General features: G+C 67.3%; 21 protein-coding genes. 11 read left to right on the top strand and 10 right to left on the bottom strand.

Annotation, left to right across the window (positions count from 1 at the left end; all coding sequences use genetic code 11):
- Nucleotides 1–77: 77 nt before the first annotated feature.
- Both E2F48_RS12030 and E2F48_RS12025 read right to left on the bottom strand, forming a co-directional pair.
- Nucleotides 78–365, bottom strand: coding sequence for a MoaD/ThiS family protein (locus E2F48_RS12030; protein WP_133404234.1), 288 nt, complete (start codon nucleotides 363–365; stop codon nucleotides 78–80).
- Between the two features lie 10 nt (nucleotides 366–375).
- A complete protein-coding gene (locus E2F48_RS12025) occupies nucleotides 376–1470 on the bottom strand; it encodes a WD40/YVTN/BNR-like repeat-containing protein (RefSeq protein ID WP_133404233.1) in 1095 nt (364 codons plus the stop codon).
- 155 nt (nucleotides 1471–1625) lie between these two features.
- Here E2F48_RS12025 and E2F48_RS12020 point away from each other — a divergent pair, with 155 nt between their 5' ends.
- Nucleotides 1626–2531 (top strand): DUF4031 domain-containing protein, encoded by a 906-nt coding sequence (locus E2F48_RS12020; protein WP_133404232.1) that lies wholly within the window; start codon nucleotides 1626–1628, stop codon nucleotides 2529–2531.
- On the opposite strand, the gene E2F48_RS12015 is transcribed toward E2F48_RS12020, so the two are convergent.
- Complete coding sequence (locus tag E2F48_RS12015) at nucleotides 2528–2929, bottom strand: hypothetical protein (RefSeq protein ID WP_133404231.1); 402 nt, start codon at nucleotides 2927–2929, stop codon at nucleotides 2528–2530. The genes E2F48_RS12020 and E2F48_RS12015 overlap by 4 nt on opposite strands.
- Before the next feature lie 226 nt (nucleotides 2930–3155).
- On the opposite strand from E2F48_RS12015, the gene E2F48_RS12010 reads away from it, so the two are divergent.
- From E2F48_RS12010 to E2F48_RS12000, 3 genes are all read left to right on the top strand, one after another.
- Nucleotides 3156–4550, top strand: coding sequence for a flavin monoamine oxidase family protein (locus E2F48_RS12010; RefSeq protein WP_133404230.1), 1395 nt, complete (start codon nucleotides 3156–3158; stop codon nucleotides 4548–4550).
- A gap of 105 nt (nucleotides 4551–4655) precedes the next feature.
- Nucleotides 4656–6038, top strand: a complete 1383-nt coding sequence (locus tag E2F48_RS12005) for an APC family permease (protein ID WP_133404556.1) — start codon at nucleotides 4656–4658, stop codon at nucleotides 6036–6038.
- A gap of 31 nt (nucleotides 6039–6069) precedes the next feature.
- A complete protein-coding gene (locus tag E2F48_RS12000; protein WP_133404229.1) occupies nucleotides 6070–7683 on the top strand; it encodes an amidohydrolase in 1614 nt (537 codons plus the stop codon).
- A 311-nt stretch (nucleotides 7684–7994) separates the two neighbouring features.
- On the opposite strand, the gene E2F48_RS11995 is transcribed toward E2F48_RS12000, so the two are convergent.
- Genes E2F48_RS11995 through E2F48_RS11985 form a run of 3 tightly spaced genes read right to left on the bottom strand, consistent with a single transcriptional unit; the run spans nucleotide 7995 to nucleotide 10517 of the window.
- The gene (locus tag E2F48_RS11995; protein WP_165968759.1) at nucleotides 7995–8813 is read right to left on the bottom strand and encodes an amino acid ABC transporter ATP-binding protein; all 819 of its coding nucleotides are present in this window, start codon (nucleotides 8811–8813) and stop codon (nucleotides 7995–7997) included.
- 10 nt (nucleotides 8814–8823) lie between these two features.
- On the bottom strand, nucleotides 8824–9633 hold the full coding sequence (locus E2F48_RS11990; protein ID WP_133404228.1) for an amino acid ABC transporter permease: 810 nt from the start codon (nucleotides 9631–9633) through the stop codon (nucleotides 8824–8826).
- 17 nt (nucleotides 9634–9650) lie between these two features.
- Nucleotides 9651–10517, bottom strand: coding sequence for an ABC transporter substrate-binding protein (locus E2F48_RS11985; RefSeq protein ID WP_133404227.1), 867 nt, complete (start codon nucleotides 10515–10517; stop codon nucleotides 9651–9653).
- Between the two features lie 117 nt (nucleotides 10518–10634).
- Here E2F48_RS11985 and E2F48_RS11980 point away from each other — a divergent pair, with 117 nt between their 5' ends.
- From E2F48_RS11980 to E2F48_RS11965, 4 genes are read left to right on the top strand one after another with little or no spacing between them, the layout of a single operon-like run.
- On the top strand, nucleotides 10635–11399 hold the full coding sequence (locus E2F48_RS11980; RefSeq protein WP_133404226.1) for a FadR/GntR family transcriptional regulator: 765 nt from the start codon (nucleotides 10635–10637) through the stop codon (nucleotides 11397–11399).
- Nucleotides 11396–12970 carry a gamma-glutamyltransferase family protein gene (locus E2F48_RS11975; RefSeq protein WP_246018930.1) on the top strand — a complete coding sequence of 525 codons (1575 nt, stop codon included), beginning with the start codon at nucleotides 11396–11398 and terminating at the stop codon, nucleotides 12968–12970. Before E2F48_RS11980 ends, E2F48_RS11975 begins: the two co-directional genes overlap by 4 nt.
- Nucleotides 12967–13773 carry a sulfite exporter TauE/SafE family protein gene (locus tag E2F48_RS11970; RefSeq protein WP_246018928.1) on the top strand — a complete coding sequence of 269 codons (807 nt, stop codon included), beginning with the start codon at nucleotides 12967–12969 and terminating at the stop codon, nucleotides 13771–13773. Before E2F48_RS11975 ends, E2F48_RS11970 begins: the two co-directional genes overlap by 4 nt.
- 49 nt (nucleotides 13774–13822) lie before the next feature.
- Complete coding sequence (locus E2F48_RS11965; protein WP_133404225.1) at nucleotides 13823–14521, top strand: TetR/AcrR family transcriptional regulator; 699 nt, start codon at nucleotides 13823–13825, stop codon at nucleotides 14519–14521.
- 57 nt (nucleotides 14522–14578) lie between these two features.
- Here E2F48_RS11965 and E2F48_RS11960 read toward each other — a convergent pair whose 3' ends face one another.
- On the bottom strand, nucleotides 14579–15631 hold the full coding sequence (locus E2F48_RS11960; protein WP_133404224.1) for an LLM class flavin-dependent oxidoreductase: 1053 nt from the start codon (nucleotides 15629–15631) through the stop codon (nucleotides 14579–14581).
- Between the two features lie 160 nt (nucleotides 15632–15791).
- On the opposite strand from E2F48_RS11960, the gene E2F48_RS11955 reads away from it, so the two are divergent.
- The 3 genes from E2F48_RS11955 to E2F48_RS11945 all read left to right on the top strand — a co-directional run bounded on the left by E2F48_RS11955 (nucleotide 15792) and on the right by E2F48_RS11945 (nucleotide 18117).
- Nucleotides 15792–16307, top strand: coding sequence for a MarR family winged helix-turn-helix transcriptional regulator (locus tag E2F48_RS11955; RefSeq protein ID WP_133404223.1), 516 nt, complete (start codon nucleotides 15792–15794; stop codon nucleotides 16305–16307).
- On the top strand, nucleotides 16304–16969 hold the full coding sequence (locus E2F48_RS11950) for an NADPH-dependent F420 reductase (protein WP_133404222.1): 666 nt from the start codon (nucleotides 16304–16306) through the stop codon (nucleotides 16967–16969). Before E2F48_RS11955 ends, E2F48_RS11950 begins: the two co-directional genes overlap by 4 nt.
- 80 nt (nucleotides 16970–17049) lie before the next feature.
- Nucleotides 17050–18117 carry an LLM class flavin-dependent oxidoreductase gene (locus E2F48_RS11945; RefSeq protein ID WP_133404221.1) on the top strand — a complete coding sequence of 356 codons (1068 nt, stop codon included), beginning with the start codon at nucleotides 17050–17052 and terminating at the stop codon, nucleotides 18115–18117.
- A 100-nt stretch (nucleotides 18118–18217) separates the two neighbouring features.
- Here the strand turns inward: E2F48_RS11945 and E2F48_RS11940 are convergent, their stop codons facing one another.
- The 3 genes from E2F48_RS11940 to E2F48_RS11930 all read right to left on the bottom strand — a co-directional run bounded on the left by E2F48_RS11940 (nucleotide 18218) and on the right by E2F48_RS11930 (nucleotide 22452).
- On the bottom strand, nucleotides 18218–20800 hold the full coding sequence (locus tag E2F48_RS11940; RefSeq protein WP_133404220.1) for an ABC transporter permease: 2583 nt from the start codon (nucleotides 20798–20800) through the stop codon (nucleotides 18218–18220).
- Nucleotide 20801: 1 nt separating this feature from the next.
- On the bottom strand, nucleotides 20802–21581 hold the full coding sequence (locus tag E2F48_RS11935) for an ABC transporter ATP-binding protein (RefSeq protein WP_133404219.1): 780 nt from the start codon (nucleotides 21579–21581) through the stop codon (nucleotides 20802–20804).
- Nucleotides 21582–21717: 136 nt separating this feature from the next.
- Entirely contained in the window at nucleotides 21718–22452 is a 735-nt protein-coding gene (locus E2F48_RS11930; RefSeq protein WP_133404218.1) for a response regulator, read from the bottom strand.
- Between the last annotated feature and the right edge of the window lie 39 nt (nucleotides 22453–22491).

Genomic DNA, 22491 nt, shown 5'->3' with positions numbered 1-22491 from the left:
AGCATTTACCGGCGGGAGGCCCTTCGGCCGGTTGGTTCCGCGCTCTCGATGGAAGCCGCCGGATGGATCGCGCGGGGTCAGCCCCCGGCCACCGACTGGATGACCATCACGGTGTCGCCGGGCTCCACCGGCGTGTCGAGGAGCTCCAGCCGGCGCACGTCCTCGCCCTCAACATAGATGTTCACGAAACGCCGCAGGGCACCGGTCTCATCGCGGATCTTCCGGTTGAGCAGCGGCCGCCCTTCGGACAGCCGGTCGAGAACGCCTCCCACGGTCACCGGCGCTTCGACCGGCAGCACCACCTCGCTGCGCCCCTCCACAAGCGGACGCAGCAGGGTTGGAATCAGGACGCTGACGGAACCCATGGCGGATGGCTCAATCCGGGACGACGGCGGCGCGCACCGTGAGGACGTCGGGAAGGTGGGAGGCGACCTCCACAAAGGATTCACCCTCGTCGGCGCTCGCGTACACGCTGCCGCCGCGGGTGCCGAAGTACACCCCGACGGGATCGGCGGCATCGACGGCGGCGGCATCGCGCAGCACCGCGTTGTACTCCCGGGTGGGCAGGCCGCGGTCCAGCCGGGACCAGGACACGCCGCCGTCGTCGGTGCGGTGCACCGCGAGTTCGCCGTCCGGCGGGATCCGCTCGCCGTCGGCCTTCAGCGGAATGACCCACGCCGTGCCAGCCCGGCGCGGATGCGCGAGCATGACGAAGCCGAAGTCCGACGGCAGTCCCTCGGCGATTGAGGTCCAGGTGTCGCCGGCGTCCGGAGTGGCGTACACGCCATGGTGGTTCTGCGCATAGAGCCGCCGCGGATTCCCGGCGTCGCGCGCGACCTTATGCACACACTGCCCGAACTCCGGCTGTGGATCGGGCAGGAAGTAGGCTGAGATGCCGCGGTTGCGCGGTTCCCACGAGGTTCCGCCGTCCACCGAGCGGTAAACCCCGCCGGTGCTCATTGCGACGTGGATCGAGTCGTCGGCAGGGCTGGGGAGGACGGTGTGTGCCGCAGCCCCACCGTACCCCGCGCCCCACTCACTGCGGTGCGGGTGGTCCCAGAGGCCGCGGTTGAGTTCGAAGTGCTCCCCGCCGTCGGTGGATTTCCAGACAGAGATCGGCTCGCAGCCGGCCCACACCACGCCCGGCCGGCCCTCGGAGTCCGGCTGGATCTGCCAGATCCGCTCAAGGGCGGCGCCGTCGTCCGGATCGAAACCGATGCTTCCGCGTTCCGGCTCGGTCCAGGAGGCGCCCAGATCGTCCGAATGGACGACCGACGGCCCCCAGTGCTCGGATCGGGTGCCCACCAGGATGCGGGTGCGCCCGCCCCGCGTGTCGATGCCGACGCCGGGGACCTCCTGCATGAGGAACAGCGGATCGGACAGGGACCAGGACCGGCGGTTCCGGCTGGTGGCCAGCCAGAGTCCTTTCTTGGTGCCGATCGCCAGCACCGTGGTCGCCTGGTCGTTCATGGCTGCCCCCAAATGGCTGCGTAAAACGGGATGTCGCAGGAACATTGGAAGAATGGCACACGCCACCGGATCTGTACAGGGTCGTCGGGCCCGTCGCCGTACCCGCCGTCGCGGCGGCGGCATTCCGGGCCGGAACGGCTCACTAGACTTCCCTCATGGCCATCTTCATCGACCCGCCCCGGTGGCCGGCCCACGGCACCGAGTTCTCCCACCTCATCTCCAATGCCTCGCTGACGGAACTCCACGCCTTCGCGGCGGAGGCCGGAGTGCCGGAACGGGCTTTCGACGAGGACCACTACGACGTTCCGGCCCGGCGCTACGCCGATCTCGTGCGCCGGGGCGCAGTTGAGGTGAGCGGAGGGGATCTGACACGGATCCTCGTCGCCAGCGGGCTCCGGATACCGGCCCGCCGCCGTGCCAAACGCCTGAAGTCGGCGCTGGCCAGCCGGTGGGAGTCCCTCCTGCCGGGAACCGCGGAGCTGGGCGAGGACCTGGTGGAGCGGTGGAGTGAGCCGCACCGCGCCTATCACGACCTGAGCCACCTGCTCGCGGTGCTCGAGGCGCTGGACACACTGCTGGAGGCCGACGACGCCGGGCTGCGCCGGCCGGTGCTGCTGGCGGCGTGGTTCCACGACGCCGTGTACCGGGGGACGGCGGGGGAGGATGAGGAGGCCTCGGCCGCGCTCGCCGGCGGCTCGCTCCGGGGGGTGCTCGATCCGGCCGAGGTTTCCGAGGTGGAGCGCCTGGTGCTGCTGACCCGAACCCATGCACCGGCCGCCGGCGACCGGGCGGGGGCCCTGCTCTGCGACGCCGACCTTGCGGTGCTCGGTGGCAGCGGCGGAGACTACGACGCCTACACCGCGGCGGTCCGCAGGGAGTACGCCCACGTCCCGGACGACGCGTTCACCGCCGGGCGGGCCGCCGTCGTCCGCCAGTTACTGGCACTCGATCCGCTCTTTTCCACCGAGGGGGGCGCGGCACTCTGGGACGGGAGGGCCCGGGAGAATCTGCGGGCCGAACTGGGCCGGCTGGAGTCCCCGGGAGCTCCCGCGGCCGGTTAGCGGGCGGTCGGGCCGGTTCCGCCGTCGCCGTCGCGCGGGCGCAGCGGATGCTCACGCCAGTCGGGGGTTTCCGGTCGGCTGGCGTAGCCGGGACGGAAGAGTGGTTCATCGGGGTCCTCCACCGGACCCCTCGGCGGGGCCCCGCGCCGGTGGGTGAGCCAGTAACCCCAGGCCAGCAGGGCCGCCGCGGCGAGGACCATCGCCATGCCGACCGCAAGGTTGAACCCGGCCGTCGGGGCAACCGGTTCTCCCGTGGCGGCGGAGGTTGCGAACTCGGAGACGCCCTGCGGGACGAAGAGGGTGCTCGCAAGCAGCAGTACCGCGCCGGAAACGTACTGTTTCACGCCGATTTTCATGATCTTCCCCTGGGTGTGGTGCCCATTCCGTTGTTCACTCAAGCCTGTTTCATCAAGCCTAGGTGATGCGGGGTCGGCCGGTAGCCAGGAACGGCTCAGTGCAGTGCCGGCCCCCAGGGATCACCGACGGAGCGGCACCCATCGGCCGATCCTAGAGTCCGTCATCCGGGAACATCCGCTTCCCAAACCCTCCACGGTCCTCTACAGTTCTTCGTAAATGAATGCCATTCATTTTGTGATCTAAGTCATTCCACCTTTGGAGAACCCCATGCGGACCATCACAAGCGACGTCCTCGTCATCGGCGCCGGGCCCTCGGGGCTCACGGCGGCGCGCCAGCTGCGCCGGGCCGGCCATACCGTGACCGTGCTGGAGGCCCGCGGCCGGGTCGGTGGCCGGACCCACACGGATGTCATCGAGGGAGCAACGCTCGAGGTTGGGGGGCAGTGGGTGTCCCCCGACCAGACGGCACTGCTGGGGCTGCTCCAGGAACTTGGTATGGAGACCTACTCCCGCTACCGCGAGGGAGAATCGGTCTACATCGGGGCGGACGGAACGCCCGTCCGCTACACCGGCGAAATGTTTCCGGTTTCCCCCGGCACGCAGGCCGAAATGACGCGTCTCATCGACGTTCTTGACGGGCTGGTCGGCCAGATGAACGTCAAGGCACCCTGGGAGCACCCGCAGGCCCGTGAACTCGACACGATCTCGTTCCATCACTGGCTGCGCCAGCAGTCGGACGACGAGGAGGCCTGCAACAACATCGGCCTGTTCATTGCCGGAGGCATGCTCACCAAGCCCGCCCACGCCTTCTCCGCGCTCCAGGCGGTCCTCATGGCGGCATCCGCCGGATCCTTCTCCCACCTCGTGGACGAGGACTTCATCCTCGACAAGCGGGTGGTGGGCGGCATGCAGTCGGTCTCCGAACGGATGGCCGAAGAGCTCGGAGAGGCCGTCCTCCTCAACAATCCCGTGCGCACCCTGCGCTGGTCGGAGAACCCGGACGGAATAACCGAGGTGACCGCGGAGGCGGACAATGCCACGGTGCGGGCACGCTACGCCGTGGTAGCGGTGCCGCCGAACCTGTATTCGCGGATATCCTACGTGCCGGCCCTCCCACGCCGGCAGCACCAGATGCACCAGCATCAGTCCCTCGGCCTCGTCATCAAGGTGCACGCCGTCTATTCGAGTCCGTTCTGGCGCGACAACGGCCTGTCCGGCACCGGATTCAGCGCGGGATCCATCGTGCAGGAGGTCTACGACAACACCAGCCACGGTGACAGCCGCGGAACACTTGTCGGATTCGTATCGGACGAGAAAGCCGACGCCATGTTTGAACTGGAGCCCACCGAACGCCGGCAGCGGATCCTCGAATCCATCGCAGGCTTCCTCGGGCCCCAGGCACTTCATCCCGAGGTGTACTACGAATCGGACTGGGCGTCGGAGGAATGGACCCGCGGCGCCTATGCCTCCAGCTACGACCTCGGCGGCCTGCACCGGTACGGGCGCCACCAGCTCACCCCGGTCGGGCCCATCCACTGGTCCTGCTCGGACCTCGCAGCGGAGGGGTACCAGCACGTCGACGGAGCGATCCGCATGGGCCAGCTCACCGCCACCCAGATCGTCGCAGCCCTTGCCGCCCAAAGCGCTGCAACCATCCACTAAGCAGTGCACGGCGGCCACCTCCTGCCCATCAGCCCGGGTGGATAACCGTCGACATCCCATCGAACGCACAACCGACAGGTAGAACGAGGAGTTCTCGTGGAAGCAATGAATTCCCGTGGATCCAGCGCCGCAGCGGCGCCGGAACGGGAGCATGCCCTGCGCCGGGTGATGGGAACCCCCGCGCTGGTTGTTTTCGGGCTGGCCTATATGGTCCCGCTCACGGTCTTCACGACCTACGGTCTCGTCACGACCCTCACCGAGGGCCACCTGCCGGCCGCATACGTCGTCACCCTCGCAGCAATGATGTTCACAGCACTTAGTTATGCCTTTCTCGTCCGGGTCATACCTTCCGCCGGATCGGCCTACAGCTTTACCCAGCGCATTTTCGGGGGTCATGCAGGTTTCGTGACCGGGTGGACGCTGATGCTCGACTATCTCCTCCTTCCGCTCATCAACTACCTCCTGATCGGCCTGTACCTGAACGCCCAGTTCCCCTCCGTACCGATGTGGGTGTTCACCGTGGCAGCCATCGCCTTGGTCACCGTCCTCAATATTGTCGGAATCTCGGTCGTGCGGAATGCGAACCTCGTCCTCGTCGGCATGCAGATCGTCTTCGTTGCGGTGTTCATCGTGCTGACAGCCGGCAGCATCTCTACAGGCCAGTCGCTTCTGGCGCCGTTCTTCTCCCCTGACCTGCGGCTTGGCCTGATCCTGAGCGGTTCGGCGATCCTCTGCCTTTCCTTCCTTGGCTTCGATGCGGTATCCACAATGTCCGAGGAAGCGAAGGACCCGCGGCGCACGGTGCCGCGTGCCGTCCTGCTGACAACGCTGATCGGCGGGGTGATGTTCATTCTGGTTTCCTGGGTGGCCCACCTTGCCTTCCCCGACTGGCAGGAGTTCACCGACCCCGATGCGGCCGCCGTTGAAATCATGAACAGCCTTGGCGGCAACGTCATGGCTGCCTTCTTCCTCGCCGCCTACATCGCCGGATGCGTCGGATCCGCCATGGCTTCGCAGGCAAGCGTCTCGCGCATCATGTTCGCGATGGGGCGCGACGGCGTGATTCCCAGGTCCGTCTTCGGCCGGGTCAGCGAGCGCTTCCGCTCTCCGGTCGGGGCGATCCTCGTCGTGTCGGCCGTCTCCTTGCTCGCACTTGTCCTTGATCTTGGAACAGTGGCGTCGGTCATCAGTTTCGGCGCCCTGTTTGCCTTCTCGCTGGTGAACCTTGGAGCCATCAAGCACTTCCTCATCGACCACGGCCGGAGGAGCGGACGCGACCTGCTCAAGTACGGGCTGGTCCCTGCCGTCGGGTTCCTCCTGACGGTGTGGCTGTGGTTCAGCCTTTCGGCATCGGCCTTCACCGTCGGTTCGATTTGGCTGGTGATCGGGGTCGCCTATCTCGTCGTCCTGACACGCGGTTTCCGGCGCCCGCCGCCTTCGGTCGACCTCGACGAGAAAACAGTCAGCCCGGCCACGAGCAGTGCCTGAGCGCTCCGTCCACGAGAAAAGAGTGGGACCCATGAAAGCCGACCTGATCGTCCTGGCCCGGACGGTCCACACGCTGGACGGAGGCAGGCGCCCGGTCGAGGCGGTGGCCGTCCGGGACGGAATCATCACGGCGGTCGGCAGCCGGGAGGACGCGCGCGGATGGAGGTCCGCCGACACTGAAGTCGTCGATTTCGGTGCCGGAACCCTCACCCCGGGGCTCGTTGACGGACATCTCCATCCCGTGATGGCGCTGGACACCGTCCGGGGCTGTGACCTATCCGGTGTGCAGACAATCGAGCAGCTGCGGGAAGCGCTGCTCCGTGAGGCAGCCGACCAAGGGCCGGGGGAGTGGGTGTTCGCCTGGGGATTGGACCCCACGGTTTTTGGATCGGTGCCGCTGCACCGGAAGGTGATCGACGATGTCCTCGGTGGCCGCCCCTGCCTGGTGAGGGTCTTCGACGCCCACTCGGCCCTGGCCAGCAGCAGGGCGTTGGCCGCGGCGGGAATCGACGGCCCGCGGACGGCCGACACGGCCCCCGGCATCGTGTGCGATGACGCGGGGAACCCCACCGGGCTCCTGCTGGAGTGGGATGCCATCAGCGCTGTCGCCTCCGCCGTGCCCGAAGACGGCTTCGAGACGCGCAGGACGCGGCTCAAGGAATTCCTTTCCGCCCTGTCCCGGGCCGGCCTGACGGCCGGGCACGTCATGGACCTGAATAAGGACTCGCTTGAGCTTCTGGCGGACCTCGAACGGGAGGATGAACTGCCGCTCCGTCTCTACTGTGCCCCATGGTGCATGCCGGGAAGCACAGAAGCCGATCTGGGTGCGATCGCCGATCTCATGCAGCTCGGCGGCCGGCGGTGGGCCGTCAACGCGGTCAAGTTCTTCATCGACGGCACCATCGACAACGGCACGGCGTGGCTGTCCTATCCCGACGTCAACGGAGAATCAGCCGCGCCGTTCTGGCCGGATCCGGCCGACTACACCAAAGCTGTCCACTATTTCGCGTCCCGCGGGATCCGGACGGCGACTCATGCGATCGGCGACGCCGGAATCACCCATGCCCTAGACACCATCGCGTCGATTCCGTCCTCGGCGCCTGCCGTCATCCACCGCATCGAGCACATCGAAACGGCCTCGGACGAGGTGATCCGAGGTTTCGCCGCCGCCGGGGTGGCGGCGAGCATGCAGCCCACCCACTGCACCCACTACACACGGGCCGACCACAGCGACAACTGGTCGACGCGGCTGGGTGACGGGCGGGCCGACCAGGCCTGGCGCTGCCGGGACCTGCGGGAGGTTGGAGCGACCCTCGTCCTCGGATCCGATTGGCCCATCGCGCCGTTCGATCCCCTGCCGATCCTGGCCGACGCCCAACTGCGGCGGCGGCACGACCGCCCCCTCGATGCGGCGGTTGGGCCGGCCCAAGCCCTCACACCCCTCCAGGCGCTCGAAGGGTATACAACCCATGCCGCCCGCGCCGCAGGGCTTGCCGAGGTCGCCGGATCGATCACCGTGGGCAAGCGCGCCGACTTCACCGCGTTCGAATGCGATCCCCTGGCGACGCCCCCCGAAGCGCTCGCCGCCAGCAGAGTCCTTGGCACTGTCGTCGGCGGTGTCGTGCAGTTCATCGACCGGCTCTAGTCCGTCGTACCAGCAACACGAGGAGCACCATGACCCGTCACCACCCCACAACCCGTTCCACCGAGGCCCGGGCCCTTCCGGTACGCAACCAGGGCGAAACCGCTTCGGAGCGCGGGCAGGGCCCACGGGATGCGCTGCAGTGCGCTCCCAACTGCGCTTTCTGCACCGGCCCGGAAACGGACTGACCCGGCCCGGTGTGATCCTGCCGAAGATGAAGCTTCAGCGGGTCCGGTGAAGTATGCCTTCCGCCCCTTGAGGATCAGCGCCTCCGGGGCCGGCAGCTTACGCCAGCCGCCGCTGGCCGGGCCGGTTCAGAGGACCTTTGAGAGGAACTGGCGGGTCCGGTCGTGCTTCGGATTGGAAAATACCTGTTCGGGTGCTCCGCTTTCGATGATGGTGCCTGCGTCCATCACCACAACGCGGTCCGCGACTTCCCGGGTGAAGCCCATTTCGTGACTGACGATGATCATCGTCATGCCTGCTTCGGCAAGTCCTTTCATCACCGTGAGGACCTCGCCCACCATTTCGGGGTCCAGTGCGCTGGTGGGTTCATCGAACAGCATGAGGGCCGGGCGCATGGCGAGTGCCCTGGCGATGGCTACCCGTTGCTGCTGGCCGCCGGAGAGCGAACGCGTTCGTGCATCGGCCTTGTCCGCGAGGCCGACGCGCTCGAGCAGCTCCCGGGCGTAATCGTTGACCTTTGACTTCGGCTGATGCCGCACCTCCACCGCAGCGAGGGAAACATTCTCGAGCACACTCATGTGGGGGAAGAGGTTGAAGTGCTGGAAGACAAACCCGATGTCGGCCCGCTGGCGGGCGAGGTCGCGGGCGGAACGTTCAACGACCTTGCCATGCTTGTTCACACGCTGGCCGATGAGTTCGCCATTGACGCGGATCTCACCCGAGTCGATTGACTCGAGCCGGTTGATCGTGCGGAGCATTGTCGTTTTACCTGCACCGGAGGGGCCGACCATAACAACGACCTCCCCCCGGGCCACGGTCAGGTTGACGTCCGTGAGGATTTTTTTGTCACCGAAGGACTTGCACACATCGACGGCCTGGACGATGTTGTCGTGCGGGTCGGAGGGCGGAGTCGATGCTGAGGTCGAGGCGGCGTGCTGCGTAGTCATTTTCACTCCGTTAGGCGGCGTCGGCGGGCTGCAGAGCTATGGCGGGGGCCGGGGTGGCCTGCTTGCGGCTTCGGATACCGAACAGGCGCTTGAAGACAGGTTCCGCGCGCGGCAGGCCCGCCCTGACGTTCAACGTGTTTTCGATCGCTGTCTGGATGAAGGTCCACACCGTCGTCAGGAGAAGGTAGTAGAGGGCGACCACGATGTAGATCTCGAACACCTTGAAGGTTGCGGCGCTCATTGTGCTCCCGACCTGGAACATTTCGCTGACACCGATGATCGACAGGATCGAGGTGCTCTTCATCAGGCCGTTGAACGAATTGCCCAACGGCGGCACCATGATCCGGATGGCCTGCGGAACGATGATCTTTCGCATCGAATGCATGGGCGTCATGCCAAGCGAGAGCGCCGCCTCATTCTGGCCGCGGTCCACGGATTCAAGCCCGGATCTGACAATTTCCGAGATATAGGCGCTCTCATTGAGCATCAGCCCGATGATCGCTGCCTGGACCGCTCCCTTGATGAGGCTGCCGAGGACGTCGGTGTCCTCGAACCGGAAGATGCCCGCGGCGGCGAAACCGGTGTAGATGATGACGAGCTGCACCAGCAGCGGCGTGCCACGGATCACCCAGATGTAGAGGCTGGCAAAGAGCTGGAACGGGAGGAACCGGCTCCGTCCCATGAGTGCGATGACCAGTCCGAGAAGAAGGGCGAGGGCCATCGCAACGACCGAAATGATAACCGTGAGCGCGAGGCCGCTGAGGAACTGAGGGCTCGGCGAGAGAAGGCTTTCCCAGAAGTAGGGCCAGTCAAATTTCATGTGGTTGCTCCAGTTACTTATTCGGCGTTTGCAATGTCCTGGGCTTCAAATCCCCACTCCTCCAGGATTTCGGCATAACGGCCGTTTTCGACGATGGTGCCGAACGCGTCCTCCAGGGCTTCGTGCAGTTCGGCGTTCTCCTTGAGCGTCGCTGCTCCGATCTGAACTTGGCCCACGGGGTCGCCCACGACCTGGAAGTCACCGTCGGACTGCTTCTCGTAGTACTTCATCAGCTCGTAGGTGTCCACGAACGCATCCGCCTGTCCGGCAACCACCTGTTGGAGGGCGTCCGCGCTTCGGTCGAGAAGCGAGATTTCCACGGGTTCCATGCCGGTGCTCTCGCATTCTGCGGATTTTTCCTCAAGCAGACCTGCGCCCGTGGCGCCCGTGATGGCCGCGGCCCGGACTCCGCAGAGTGTGTCGTCAAAACCCGTCACGCCGGCGGGATTCTCCTTGGAGACCGAAACGCCGGATCCCGAGAGCAGGTAGGGGACGAAGTCGGCGATCTCCTCCCGCTCTGGCTTGATGTACAGCGTCGACATGATCACATCGCACTGCTTGGCCTGGAGGGCGGGAATCAGGCCGGCGAAAGCGTATTCGGGGAAAGCCGTCTCCAGGCCCATCTCCTCGGCCATGCTCTTCGCGATGTCCACCTCCGCCCCGACCGGCGTGCCGTCGGCCTCCGCGAAAATGTTGGGCGGGGTGCTGAAATTCGCACAGGATGTGAGGACGCCGTCCTTCACGAGCGGAAGGTTTGCCGACCCGGAGCTCTCGCCTTCGGCGGATTCGGCCTGGCCGCCTCCGCAGCCGGTGAGGGCCAGCGCGAGAACGGCACTGCCGGCATAGGCGAGACGCTGCCAGGGGGAAGAAAACGTGCGAATCATGATGTGCCTCACATTCTGGACGGTGTTCCAGAACTTTGACAGTTGGTAGGACCAACTGTCAAGCTATCTAAATCTGATTATGCGAAGGGGCTCGTGGGACCTTCGGGAGGAGCGAAAGTGGAATGGTCATCAATGCGGCGGTCGCCCGCACTGTCGGTCCCTGACCGCCTGGCGGTCGATCTTGAGCGGCTGATCCTTGAAGGGGAGCTGAAGCCCGGGGACCGTCTACCAACCGAACAGGAACTGGGGCAGCTTTTCGGTGTTTCCCGCGTCTCGATCCGCCAGGCGCTCCATCAGCTGGATGCCCGGGGCCTCATCGACCGGAAGCCCGGCCGCGGGACCATCGTGCGCTCGGCTGCCTCGCGCGGCGGACAGGCCGGCACCGCGCTGACGACCCTGCTGAGCTCCGCGGCAAACGGCACCGCCAACGGCACGACCGAGCTCGCCCGGATTATGGAGCTGCGTGCCATCATCGAACCACCAATTGCCGCACTGGCCGCGGAGAGGCTGACCCAGGGCGACGCCGAACAGCTCCGTGGTCTGGTCGAGGAGATGGAGCGGGAGACCGACCTCGAACGGTATGCCGAACTCGATCGGATCTTCCACCAGGCGATCTCCCAGTACACCCATAACCCCCTCCTGGCGCAGCTGACGGACCTGATCGCCACCGAGATTGCCCCCAGCCGGCGCCGCTCCGTTCAAAGCCCGGAGCGGCGGGCCGCATCAAGTCTCGCCCACCGGCGGATCTTCGAGGCCCTGGCCGAGCATGACGCGTTGCGCGCCGAGACAGAGGCGCGTGCCCACGTCGAGTCGGTGCTCCGCGAAGCGCTGCGGGCCGCAGCCTCCACCGAACCACAGCCAATCCCCAAGGAGCAGGAATGACCCAGGCCTCCATGCCTCTGCGCCCGGTTGGAGGCGCGGTCTCCACCTCCCACTACCTGGCGACAGAGGCCGGGGCCCAGGCCCTGCGCAATGGCGGCAATGCGGTCGATGCCGCCATCGCGGCCGCCGCCGTCCTCTGTGTTGTCTACCCGAATAACGTCGCCCTTGGCGGCGATCTCGTCGCCCTGGTTCGTGATCCTTCGGGCCGGGTCAGCTTCGTGAACGCAACCGGCCGGGCCTCCGGGCACGAACGGCTGGAGACCCTGAGGCAACGCCACGGGGACGTCCTTCCCGACCGCGGCATCGACACCGTCACTGTGCCGGGGGGCGTCCGTGGATGGAGCACCCTTGCGGGCCTGGGCGGGCGGCTCGGCTGGAAGGAACGGCTTTCCCCTGCCTTGGGCTGCGCGCGCGACGGCGTTCCGGTGGCCCGCTCAGTGGGACGGGCCATTCGACTCGAGCGTCAGGCACTCAATGCGGATCCCGGGTGCCGCGACGTCTTTCTGCCCGGCGGAACCGCGCTCGTGGAGGGGGATCTGCTGGTCCAGCCGGCACTTGCAGGCACCTTGGAACAGTTGATCGAGAAGGGCCCCGACGACTTTTATTCCGGCGGCGTGGCGCGTCAATGGATCAGCGGGCTCCAGCGGCGGGGAAGCGCGATCGCCGAAGACGAGGTTTCCGGGTACGCCCCGACGGTCGAATCCCCCCTTCTGGGAAAGGCGGGCGGAACCGAGGTTCTGACCAGTCCTCCCAACACGCAGGGCTTTTCCCTGCTGCGGACGCTGCGCGCGCTTGAAGACGACAACCTCAGTGACCCCCTCGGCGCCGATGCAGGCAAGCTTGCTGAGATTTTCGCCTCGAATAACAGCGTCCGGTCGCGTTGGCTCTCGGATCCGGACACCGCACGGTTTCCAGCCGAGGAACTGATCTCTCTGGCTGCGAATGACGCGGAGAGCAGTGCGAGGGCGGCCAGCGGGGACACTGTCGGGCTGGTGGCCGTCAGCGACGACGGCTGGTCGGTCTCGCTGGTGCAGTCGGTTTACTGGGCCTTTGGCGCCGCGATCCTCGAGCCGTCGACAGGTATCCTCTTCCAGAACCGCGGAACATCCTTCTCCCTGGATCCCGGCCACCCTGCCGCCTTCACCCCGGGGCGTCGGCCGCCCCATACCCTGATGCCTGTGCTTGTGCTCCAGGATGGCGAACTTGCCTACGCGCTGGCGACCATGGGCGGCCAGGCGCAGCCACAGATCCACGCCCAACTGCTGTTGCGGCTGCTGGGCGGCGCGTCTGCCATCGAGGCGACCAGTGCGCCCCGGTGGGCCGTCGGTGCACAGGACGACGGAGACACCCCTGCGACGGTGACCGTCGAAGCGGACGTGCCCGCCATTGCCCTCGAATCACTCCGCGTCCGCTCGGACGGGCTCAAGGTGGTTCAGCCGCGGGACGAACTCCTGGGGCACTCCAATGTCATCCGTGTCCTGGCTTCGGGTTTCGACGCCGCCAGCGACCCGAGATCCGACGGTTCGGCAATCGTCGTCGACGCCCAACCCGACATGGATCCGGACCTGTGACGCGGCAGGCTGAAATCCCTCCCGGTACTGCCGACTCGGCAGGATCGCCACTGGCACTCATATCGCTCGGTCTGGTCGCTGGCTATCTCTCCGGACTTTTCGGCGTGGGAGGCGGCGTCGTTGTCGTTCCTGCCCTGCTTCTGCTGGGAGTCGATCAGCGCATCGCTGTCGGAAGCTCCGTGGCCGCCATTCTCCCCACCTCGATTGTCGGCGCCACCGGGTACGCCCTGTCCGGCAACGTCGACTGGATCGCCGGGCTCATGCTCGCGCTCGGCATCGTGGGAGGGGCACAACTTGGGTCCTACCTGCTGGCGCGGCTGCCCCGGGACCTGCTGTTCTGGCTGTTCATGGGCTTCATGGTCGTGGTCGTGGTCAGCCTGTGGATCGTCATCCCGGAACGCGACGACGCCATTTCGCTGACACCTCTGAGCTCCGTGGCCCTCGCCCTCACGGGTGTGGTCACCGGCATCCTGTCCGCACTGCTCGGGGTCGGAGGCGGCATCATCATCGTGCCCATCCTCATCTTTTTCTTCGGCGCCAGCGACCTTATCGCCAAGGGGACATCTCTGCTGATGATGGTCCCGGGGTCAATTTCGGCCACCCTCGGTAATGCCCGCCGCAACAACTTAAGCATGCGCATTGCTGCATATGTCGGTATCAGTGCATGTCTCGCCTCTCCCCTTGGCCTGCTGACGGCCCACGCCATCTCCCCGTTCTGGTCCAACGCAGCCTTCTCCGCGCTCATGGCCCTCGTCGCGATCCAGCTCCTCGCCAAACGTCTCACCCGGGGCAGCAAGGCGTGATCGAGTGCATGCCAGCCCCGTAATCCACGGAGCACTAGGAAGGCGGACAATGCGAGCAGCACACGAGGAGCAAGGCTCCGCAGCGGCCTCCTCCCCGGCCCCGTCCCGGATCGCTCGCCGGCGCCCGGGCCGGCCGGCCGGGGCGGTCATTGATAAAGCCAGCATCACCCGGGCCGCCCTCACGGTCATCAGCAGCAAGGGCTACGACGGCCTCACCATGGCGGCCCTGGCGGGGATGCTGGGGGTAGCACAGTCGGCCCTTTACAACCACGTGGGATCCAAGCAGGACGTTCTGCTGCTGGTGGAGGATCATCTGATTTCCCGGGTGGACGTTTCCGGCTTCGGCTCGGCCACCTGGGAGGACGCCGTGGGCACGTGGGCGTGGAGCTACCGGAACGTCTTCGCGCACCACACTCCACTGATCCCGGTCATCGCCGTACTCCCCGTCGCCGGTGCCCCCCGGACCCTTGCCATGTATGAGGCGGTCAGCAAGGGCTTCCTCGATGCCGGCTTTCCGCCGGAGCGCGTCGTCTCCGCCATTGTGGCCCTCGAGTCCTTCATCTTCGGCTCCGCCTATGACGCATCGGCCCCCGCGGATATCTTCAATGTGGGCTCGATGACGGGATCCACGCCCCACTTCCGCGCCGTGGTCCGTGCGCAGGATCTGAAGCGTGCCGGCCGGCCGGCGGATGCTGCTTTCGGCGCGGGCCTTGAGGCCCTCATCAGTGGGCTGCGGACCCTGCAATAACCTGGCCGCGCGCGCCCTCCCGTCGGGCGCAGCTCCGGTGGGGCGGCGCGCCGGGGCTCAGGAGCGGCCCAGTGCTTCCCGGACCCGCGGGGCTACTTCGGTGCCGAAGAGGCGGATGTTCTCAAGCAGGGCGTCGTTCGGCATCGGGCCCAGCCCGTACTTGAGGTCGAACCGGTTCACTCCCAGCGCCTTCATGCTCCGCACAATCCGCCGCGCCACCGTCTCCGGGGATCCCACATAGAGCGACCCGACGGCGATCTCCTTTTCGTAGAACTCCCGGGTGATCGGCGGGAAGCCGCGCTCATAGCGTGCCTCCAGCTGGAAGGTCTCGTACGTCGGCCAGTACTCCTCGATGGCCTGCTCGTCGGTGGCCGCGACATGGCCGGTGGAGTGCAGCCCGATCGGGAGCTCACCGAAGCCCGCCTCAGCGGTCGCCTGCCGGTACAGCTCGCTCAGCTTGGCGAAGCGTGCCGGGTTGCCGCCGATCACGGCGAGCATCAGGGGGAAGCCGTACTGCGCCGCGCGCACCACAGACGCCGGGTTCCCGCCGACTCCGATCCAGGTGGGCAGGGCGCCGGCCGTGGTCCTCGGGAAGACCTCAAGGCCGTCCAGGGCGGGGCGGGTGGTGCCGGACCAGGTGACCGGCTTCTCGGACCTCAGCCGGGAGAACAGCTCAAGCTTCTCCTCGAACAAGCGGTCGTAGTCCTCGAGGTCGAACCCGAACAGGGGGAAGGATTCCTTGCTGGAGCCGCGGCCGAGAATCACCTCGGCCCGACCCTGGGAGACCGCGTCGAGGGTCGCATACCGCTGGAAGACGCGGACCGGGTCATCCGAGCTCAGGACGGTCACGGCCGAACCGAGCCGGATGCGGGAGGTCTGGCCGGCGACGGCCGCCAGGACGATGTCGGGCGCGGAGAGCGGCATCTCCTCGGTGTGGTGCTCGCCGAGGCCGAAGAAGTCGAGGCCCGATTCCTCGGCGACAACACCTTCTCGCACCAGGGCGTGGATGCTGTGGGGCTGGCTGAGCAGCTCTCCGTTCCTGTGTCTCGTCACGTCGCCAAAACTGTCGACGCCGATCACGATCGGGTACTGCTCGAGGATGTTAGCCATGTCATCTCCAACGCTGTGATTCTGTAGTTGATGTATCAACTACAACGACGATAGGGATTCTTTAGTGGACATGTCAATCGGATCGTTGCCCCCGTCAATGTTGACATATCAACTATTTGGGTCTATTGTGGATATGTCAACCAAACCTGGAGGGAATGTCATGGCTGCTTACAGCGCCGCGAAGGAAAACCGGGGACTCAATCCAGCCCGCCGAAGCCCCACGGGCACCGAGCTCGCCATCTGGCGCAGGCTCCTCGACACGACGGCCGAACTCCGCCGCCGCATGGCCACCGTCCTGGGCGCCTCGAACCTGTCCGGCCAGGACTATGAGGTCCTGCTGACCCTGAGCGAAGCGGGCGGCCGCGAGCTGCGGTCCTCGGAACTGGCGGGGGTCATGAACTGGGAGCGGAGCCGGCTCTCCCACCACATAGGCCGGATGGAGAAGCGGGAACTGGTGCGCCGCGAGGAATGTCTGACGGACAACCGGGGCGCCTTCGTCCGGCTCACCGACGCCGGAGCCGACGCCTTCCGGCGGGCCTCCGTGCCGCAGCTGCAGGCGGTGAAGGAGCACTTCGCCGACGCGCTCACCCCGGTACAGCTTGAGAACCTCGCCGACATCCTCGACTCACTCCAGCGACACTTCCAGTCCGATTCCTCCAAGGAGGACCCACGATGACCAGCCCCACTTCAACAACCACCCTGCCGCGGATCGGAATCCTCGGAGCAGGCCATGTCGGCCCGGCCATCGGCCGGGTTGCCATCGAGGCCGGTTACCCGGTCTCCATCGCCGGGTCCGGTGACCCGGCGAAGATCGCCCTCATCACCCAGATCCTCGTTCCGGGAGCGAAGGCCGACTGGCCCGCGCAGGTGGCGGCCGAGGCCGACATCGTGATCCTTGCCATCCCGCTGCACAAGTTCCGTACCTTCGATCCGTCACTGGTGGCCGGCAAGGTCGTCGTTGACCTGATGAACTACTGGGCACCCATCGACGGCACGCAGCAACTGTTCGAGGACCCGCGCTACGGCAGCAGCGAAATTATCCAGCAGCACCTCAGCGGCGCGCGGGTCGTCAAGTCCTTCAACCACGCCGGGTACCACGAGCTCGAAGCGGACCGCCGGCCGGCTGGCTCCCCCGACCGGCTGGCCCTGGGGGTGGCCGGTGACGACCGGGAGGCGGTGGAGCTGGTCGCCGCGCTGGTGGAGAACATCGGCTACGACGCCGTCCTGCTGGACAGCCTCCGCGAGGGGCGGATCCTCGAACCCGGCGGGCCGGTCTTCGGCGCTTCGCTCAATAAGGAGCAGTTCGCGCAGGTCCTTACTGCGAAGGCCGCGGCCTAGGCCGCACCGCTGTCCGCGGTAACACCGCCAGGGACCCCGCGGGACTACCCGCGCCCTCCACCCAGATAAAAGGAACAACTGTGAACGACTCATCAAGCCTGCGGACGGGCTTTCCCCTGACCTTCGGACTCGACACCTTCGGCGATGTCCATTCCGACGAAACCGGGACCCTCAATTCGCACGCGCAGACGGTCCGCAACATCGTCGAGCAGGGCGTCCTCGCGGATTCCGTGGGCATTGATTTCTTCGGCATCGGCGAGCACCACACCTACGACTACCCGCTCTCAGCCGGGGACCTGGTCCTCAGTGCCATTGCAGCGCGGACCAGGAACATCCATCTCGGCTCCGCGGTCACCGTGCTGAGCTCCGATGATCCCGTCCGCGTCTTCCAGCGGTACTCCACCCTGAACGCGTTGTCCTCGGGGCGGGCCGAGGTGATCTTGGGCCGCGGTTCGAGCATCGATTCATTCCCGCTCTTCGGCTACGACCTCAGCGACTATGAAGTGCTCTTCGAGGAGAAGTCGGAGCTGTTCGCCGAGCTGCTCAAGGGAAGCCCCATCACCTGGACCGGCACAACCCGCGCGGCGCTCAAGGACCAGGACGTCGTCCCGCACCTCGAGGCGGAGCCGTTCCCCACCTGGATCGGCGTTGGGGGAAGCCCGCAGTCGGTCGTCCGGGCCGCCCGCCACGGGTACAACCTCATCCTTGCCATCATCGGCGGCTCGCCCTCCCGCTTCCAGCCGTTCTCCAATCTCTACCTCGAGGCGCTGGAGCACTTCGAGCGCCCGGCCCAGCCGATCGGCGTGCATTCGATGGGCCATGTGGCCGAGACCGACGAGCAGGCCCAGGAGGAGTTCTGGCCCCGGTACCTTGAGGTGATCAAGCATGTGAGCAAGACCCGTGGGTTCGCCATCCCAACCCCGGAATCGTTCAGGCACGAGATCGGCCCGCACGGCGCCATCTATGTCGGCTCCCCCGAGACGGTGGCCCGCAAGATCGCCGCCAACCTCCGGGTGCTCCACGCGTCCCGGTTCCAGCTCAAGTTCGGGATGACGGGCCTGCCGCACACGGCGGTGATGAAGAACATCGAGCTGTACGGCACCAAGGTGATCCCGCTGGTCCGGGAGATCCTCGGCAGCGAATCCTGAAGCTTCGCCACGGCGCCCCGACCCTCCCGCAGCCCTCAATGACGCGGACCGCGGGCGGGTCGGGACGCCGTGGCGTCGATGTTTAAACCGGTGGCCGGCCTCAGTCGGCGGCCAAGCCGGCCACCGGCGACAGCCGCGCGGCCCGGCGTGCCGGGAGCACCGAGGCGAGGAGCCCGGCAGCGACCGCCACGGCGAGTACCGCCGCGATCTGCCCGACCGGCAGGGACAGCCGAACGGCCGCAAGGTCACCGAGCGCCGACTGTGCGCCGAGCACTCCATAGCCAATCCCGAGGACGGTGCCGAGCAGTGCGGCGACGCCGGCGATCAGCACCGCCTCGACGGCGAGCATCCCCCGCAGCTGCCTCTTTGTCAGGCCGAGCGCGCGGAGCAGGGAGTTCTCCCGGCGCCTCTCGAGCACCGACAGTGACAGTGTGTTGGCGACCCCGATCAGGGCGATCAGCACCGCCACCGCGAGCAGCGCGGTCACGATCAGCAGCAGGAGATCGATGATCTCGTTGTAGGCGACGCGCTCGATGGCTGATCCGGTGACCTGGTATTCGGAGACCCCGGCGGCGGCGACGAGCCGCGACTTGAGTTCCGACAGGGCCGGCCCGTCCAACCCGTCGTCGAGCTGCAGCCAGAACGTCGTACCCAGGTAGTCGGCGAGGGCCGCGTTGGCAGGAGCCTGCCCGGAGCTTCCCCCGGTGCCCTCGATGTAAGCCGCCAGGGCCTCCGGCGAAGTTCCGCCCAGCTGCTCCGCCGTGGCCTCGGTGATCAGGGGAACGAAAAAGGCCGAATCCGTCGCCGTGACCGGCAGCGTCGTGGGCCCGTTCGCGGCATTGAGAGTGAGTTCGGGCTGCTGCAGCGCCTGCGGAGCCAGGACCATCCCGTCGGTCAGGACCGCGTCCTGGGAGCGCAGGACGGCGGCCAATTCCTCCGGATCGGCGGCGTACACGAGCCATCCGCCCTCCTCATCGGTCGAGAGGACCACCGGGGTCAGTTCCACCGCCGACTTCACGCCTTCAACCCCCAGGAGGGTTTCGGCGTCCGCCGTGGACGGCGTGGCGCCCGGGGGGCGCCCGGCAGCGCCGGGTGCGCCGCCGAGTCCCGAGACCTGGACGTCGACGGCGTAGTTTTCGGCAAGTTCGGCGTCGAATGAGGTGCGGGCGGTCTGCGCTCCGACGATCATCATCGTCACCAGGGTCACGCCCACGATGAGCGCCGAGGACGAGGCGGTGGTCCGTGCCGGATTCCGGACGGCGTTGAGCGAGGCGAGTTGCCCGGCCACTCCGAGGGGCCGGGCCACCCGCCCGACCGCAGCGACGCTGGAGGGAACGAAGAACGGCGCGAGAAGCACGACGCCGAGGAAGGATACCCCGCCTCCGGCCACGGCCGGAACCAGCCCGGCGGACCAGGCGCCCAGCAGCAGCAGGCCCCCGCCCGCAACGAGTGCCATCACGCCGGCGGCCAGGCGTACCCTGCCGCTCCTGCTCTTCGCGTCCGTCGGGCCGCTGGGACGCAGGGCGGCCAGGGGAGCGACGTGGGTGGCGGCCCGCGCCGGGACGACGGCGGCGAGCAGCGTCATCAGGACGCCCACCACCAGGCCGGCCACGACGGCCGACGGTGGAACAGCGAGGACAGCGACCGAACCGACGTCGGTCCGCCGGGCCAGGCCCACGAGAACCGCAAGAACCCCGACGGCGAGGAGCACCCCGAGGACGGAGGCCACCAGCCCGACGACGCCGGCCTCGACGAGCACCGACCTCCGGATCTGCCGGCGTTCCGCGCCGATGGTGCGCAGCAAGGCCAGTTCCCGGGTGCGCTGGGCTACGAGCACGGAGAAGGTGTTGGAGATGACCAGGCCGGCGACCAGGACGGAGACGGCGGCGAAGGCAAGCAGGACCGCCGTGAGGATGTCGTCTCCATTCGAGAGGGAGGCGACGTCCGCCGTGGTCTGCTCGGCCGCAGTGCGCACGATCACGCCTTCCCGCTGATCCGCGGGCAGGTCGTTGAGGGCAGCGGAGGCGGCCGACGCGACGGCGGCGGGATCCGCACCCGGCGCCACGGCCAGCTGGATGTGGCGCACGATGGTATCGCCGCCGGTAGCTGCCCGAACCAAGGAGGCCGGCGCGAGGACCTGGACGGTGTCGGCGAGGGTCGGATCCGGGCTCGGGGCCGTCAGTCCGGTCACCGTCAGGGCTCCGGCCGGGTCGGTGGAAGGCCCTCCGGCGTCGATCGCCACGGTGTCACCGGGGGCCACCTCCAGGCGGGCGGCCGAGGCGCTGTCAATGGCCACCTCATTCGGCCCCGACGGCGCGGAGCCTTGGGTCACCTCGGCGGTATCCAGCTCCCCCGGCGCCGTGTTGGTGAGCGCGGCGGACGAGGTGCGGGATCCGGTGGTCAGCTGGGCATATGCCCGTTCGAGGCCGTACACGGCCGTCACCTCGGGGAGGGCTTCGAACGTGCCTACGGCCGCGGGTGGAACTCCCAGCCCCTCGGGTCCGGAGACCACGAGGTCCGCTTTCGCGTACGAGGCTCCGATGCTCGCGCCGAGGGTCGCCTTGGTGGTGGCACCGACGGTGAGGGCCGCGGAGACAAAGGCCACGCCGAGCATCACGGCGAGGCCGACGGCGATGAAGCGCCGGGCGTGGACGCGCAACTGGGCCAGGGCTACCTTCAGCACGTCAGGCCCCCAGCTTCGCGAGGGCGCCGAGGATCGCCTCGGGAGTCGACTGCTCGAGTTCACCGACGAGGGACCCATCCTTCATGAGGACCACCCGGTCGGCGTAGGAGGCCGCGATCGGGTCGTGGGTCACCATGATGATGCTCTGGCCCATCTCCCGGGAGCTCCGGCGCAGCAGGGACAGCACCTCGGCGCCGGTGGCCGTGTCGAGGTTGCCGGTGGGTTCGTCACCGAAGATGACGTCGGGGCGGGTCAGCAATGCCCGGGCGACGGCGACGCGCTGCTGCTGGCCGCCGGAGAGTTCGTGGGGCCGGTGGGCGAGCCGGTCGGTCAAGCCGAGTGTCGAGGAGACCTGCTTCAGCCATTCCTGGTCCACGGAACCGCCGGCGAGGGCGACGGGCAGGGTGATGTTCTGCTCGGCGGTCAAGGTCGGCACCAGGTTGAAGGCCTGGAACACGAATCCCACCCGCTCACGGCGCAGGCGGGTCAGGGCGGCGTCGGGAAGGCCGGTGATCTCGGTCCCGCCGATCCACAGCCGTCCAGCGTCGATGCTGTCAAGGCCGGCCAGGCAGTGCATCAGGGTGGACTTGCCCGACCCGGACGGTCCCATGATCGCGGTGAAGCGCTCCCGTTCGAAGTCGAGCGAGACGTCCCGGAGGGCGTGGACGGCGGTTTCGCCGCTCCCGTAGCTTTTGAATACGCCGCGGGCGGCGACGGCGCCGGTCGGGGCGGGGGACGTTGAACCCGCAGGGGGCACGGGTGAATTCATTGCGATGGTCATAATCCCACGTTAGGCGCCGCGGGCACGGGCCGAATCAGCGCTCAGGTGGAGCTTTCGGACCGGACCTCATACCAGGGGATGATGCGACGACCGCTGCTCCCGCCGCCGCAGGAGGCCCCGGCGGAAGCGGCCCGGGTCAGGGGTGGACGATACCCATCTCGTAGGCCATCACGACGGCCTGCACGCGGTCCCGCGCCTCGAGCTTGGCGAGGATGCGGCCCACGTGCGTCTTGACCGTGGCCTCCGATAGGAATAGCCGCAGGGCGATCTCAGGATTTGAGAGACCCTGCGCAATCAGCTCGAAGACCTCCCGCTCCCGCGGAGTCAGGCGGGCCACGGCAGCGGCATGCGCCTCCTTGGCGGGGGAGGGCCGGCGCAGCAGCGGTGCCACGTGGTCGAGCAGGCGGCGCGTCGTCGATGGGGCGATGACGGCATCACCCCGGTGTACGGTGCGGATCGCCTCCAGGAGCTCCTCGGGAGGCGCGTCCTTAAGTAGGAAGCCGGACGCGCCTGCATGTATTGCCGAAAGCGCATACTCATCGAGGTCGAATGTCGTCAGCACGACGACGCGGGGCCCGGTGCCGCTGCCCCCGCCGGCCCCGGCGGTGCCGGACTCGGCAAGGATTCGGCGGGTGGCCTCGATGCCGTCCATGCCGGGCATGCGCACGTCCATCAGGACGACGTCGGCGCGGGTAACGGCGAGCGTCCGGACCGCCTCCTGCCCGTTGGCAGCTTCGCCGACCACCTCGAGGTCGGGCTGTGAGTTGATCAGCATGGCGAATCCGCTGCGCACCAGGTGCTGGTCATCGACGATCGCGACCCGGATGGCGGCCGCCTGTCCCGAGGGGTCATCTCCTGCGGTGCTGTCCATTAGCGTTCTGCTCCTGTGTGGGGGAGTTCGCCTGCGCTG

This window comes from Arthrobacter crusticola (genome assembly GCF_004357995.1).
Taxonomy (GTDB): Bacteria; Actinomycetota; Actinomycetes; order Actinomycetales; family Micrococcaceae; genus Arthrobacter_D; species Arthrobacter_D crusticola.
The sequence above is the reverse complement of the archived record's forward strand: the minus strand, read 5'-3'. Positions and strand labels throughout refer to the sequence as shown.

What these genes read in the sequence shown, in the direction of transcription:
- E2F48_RS11965 (WP_133404225.1), top strand. Translation starts at nt 13,823, where the DNA reads ATGCGAGCAGCACACGAGGAGCAAGGCTCCGCAGCGGCCTCCTCCCCG.
- E2F48_RS11995 (WP_165968759.1), bottom strand. Translation starts at nt 8,813, where the DNA reads ATGACTACGCAGCACGCCGCCTCGACCTCAGCATCGACTCCGCCCTCC.
- E2F48_RS11935 (WP_133404219.1), bottom strand. Translation starts at nt 21,581, where the DNA reads ATGACCATCGCAATGAATTCACCCGTGCCCCCTGCGGGTTCAACGTCC.
- E2F48_RS11950 (WP_133404222.1), top strand. Translation starts at nt 16,304, where the DNA reads ATGACCAGCCCCACTTCAACAACCACCCTGCCGCGGATCGGAATCCTC.
- E2F48_RS12030 (WP_133404234.1), bottom strand. Translation starts at nt 365, where the DNA reads ATGGGTTCCGTCAGCGTCCTGATTCCAACCCTGCTGCGTCCGCTTGTG.
- E2F48_RS11960 (WP_133404224.1), bottom strand. Translation starts at nt 15,631, where the DNA reads ATGGCTAACATCCTCGAGCAGTACCCGATCGTGATCGGCGTCGACAGT.
- E2F48_RS12010 (WP_133404230.1), top strand. Translation starts at nt 3,156, where the DNA reads ATGCGGACCATCACAAGCGACGTCCTCGTCATCGGCGCCGGGCCCTCG.
- E2F48_RS12000 (WP_133404229.1), top strand. Translation starts at nt 6,070, where the DNA reads ATGAAAGCCGACCTGATCGTCCTGGCCCGGACGGTCCACACGCTGGAC.
- E2F48_RS11985 (WP_133404227.1), bottom strand. Translation starts at nt 10,517, where the DNA reads ATGATTCGCACGTTTTCTTCCCCCTGGCAGCGTCTCGCCTATGCCGGC.
- E2F48_RS11975 (WP_246018930.1), top strand. Translation starts at nt 11,396, where the DNA reads ATGACCCAGGCCTCCATGCCTCTGCGCCCGGTTGGAGGCGCGGTCTCC.
- E2F48_RS11930 (WP_133404218.1), bottom strand. Translation starts at nt 22,452, where the DNA reads ATGGACAGCACCGCAGGAGATGACCCCTCGGGACAGGCGGCCGCCATC.
- E2F48_RS11990 (WP_133404228.1), bottom strand. Translation starts at nt 9,633, where the DNA reads ATGAAATTTGACTGGCCCTACTTCTGGGAAAGCCTTCTCTCGCCGAGC.
- E2F48_RS11955 (WP_133404223.1), top strand. Translation starts at nt 15,792, where the DNA reads ATGGCTGCTTACAGCGCCGCGAAGGAAAACCGGGGACTCAATCCAGCC.
- E2F48_RS12005 (WP_133404556.1), top strand. Translation starts at nt 4,656, where the DNA reads ATGAATTCCCGTGGATCCAGCGCCGCAGCGGCGCCGGAACGGGAGCAT.
- E2F48_RS12025 (WP_133404233.1), bottom strand. Translation starts at nt 1,470, where the DNA reads ATGAACGACCAGGCGACCACGGTGCTGGCGATCGGCACCAAGAAAGGA.
- E2F48_RS12020 (WP_133404232.1), top strand. Translation starts at nt 1,626, where the DNA reads ATGGCCATCTTCATCGACCCGCCCCGGTGGCCGGCCCACGGCACCGAG.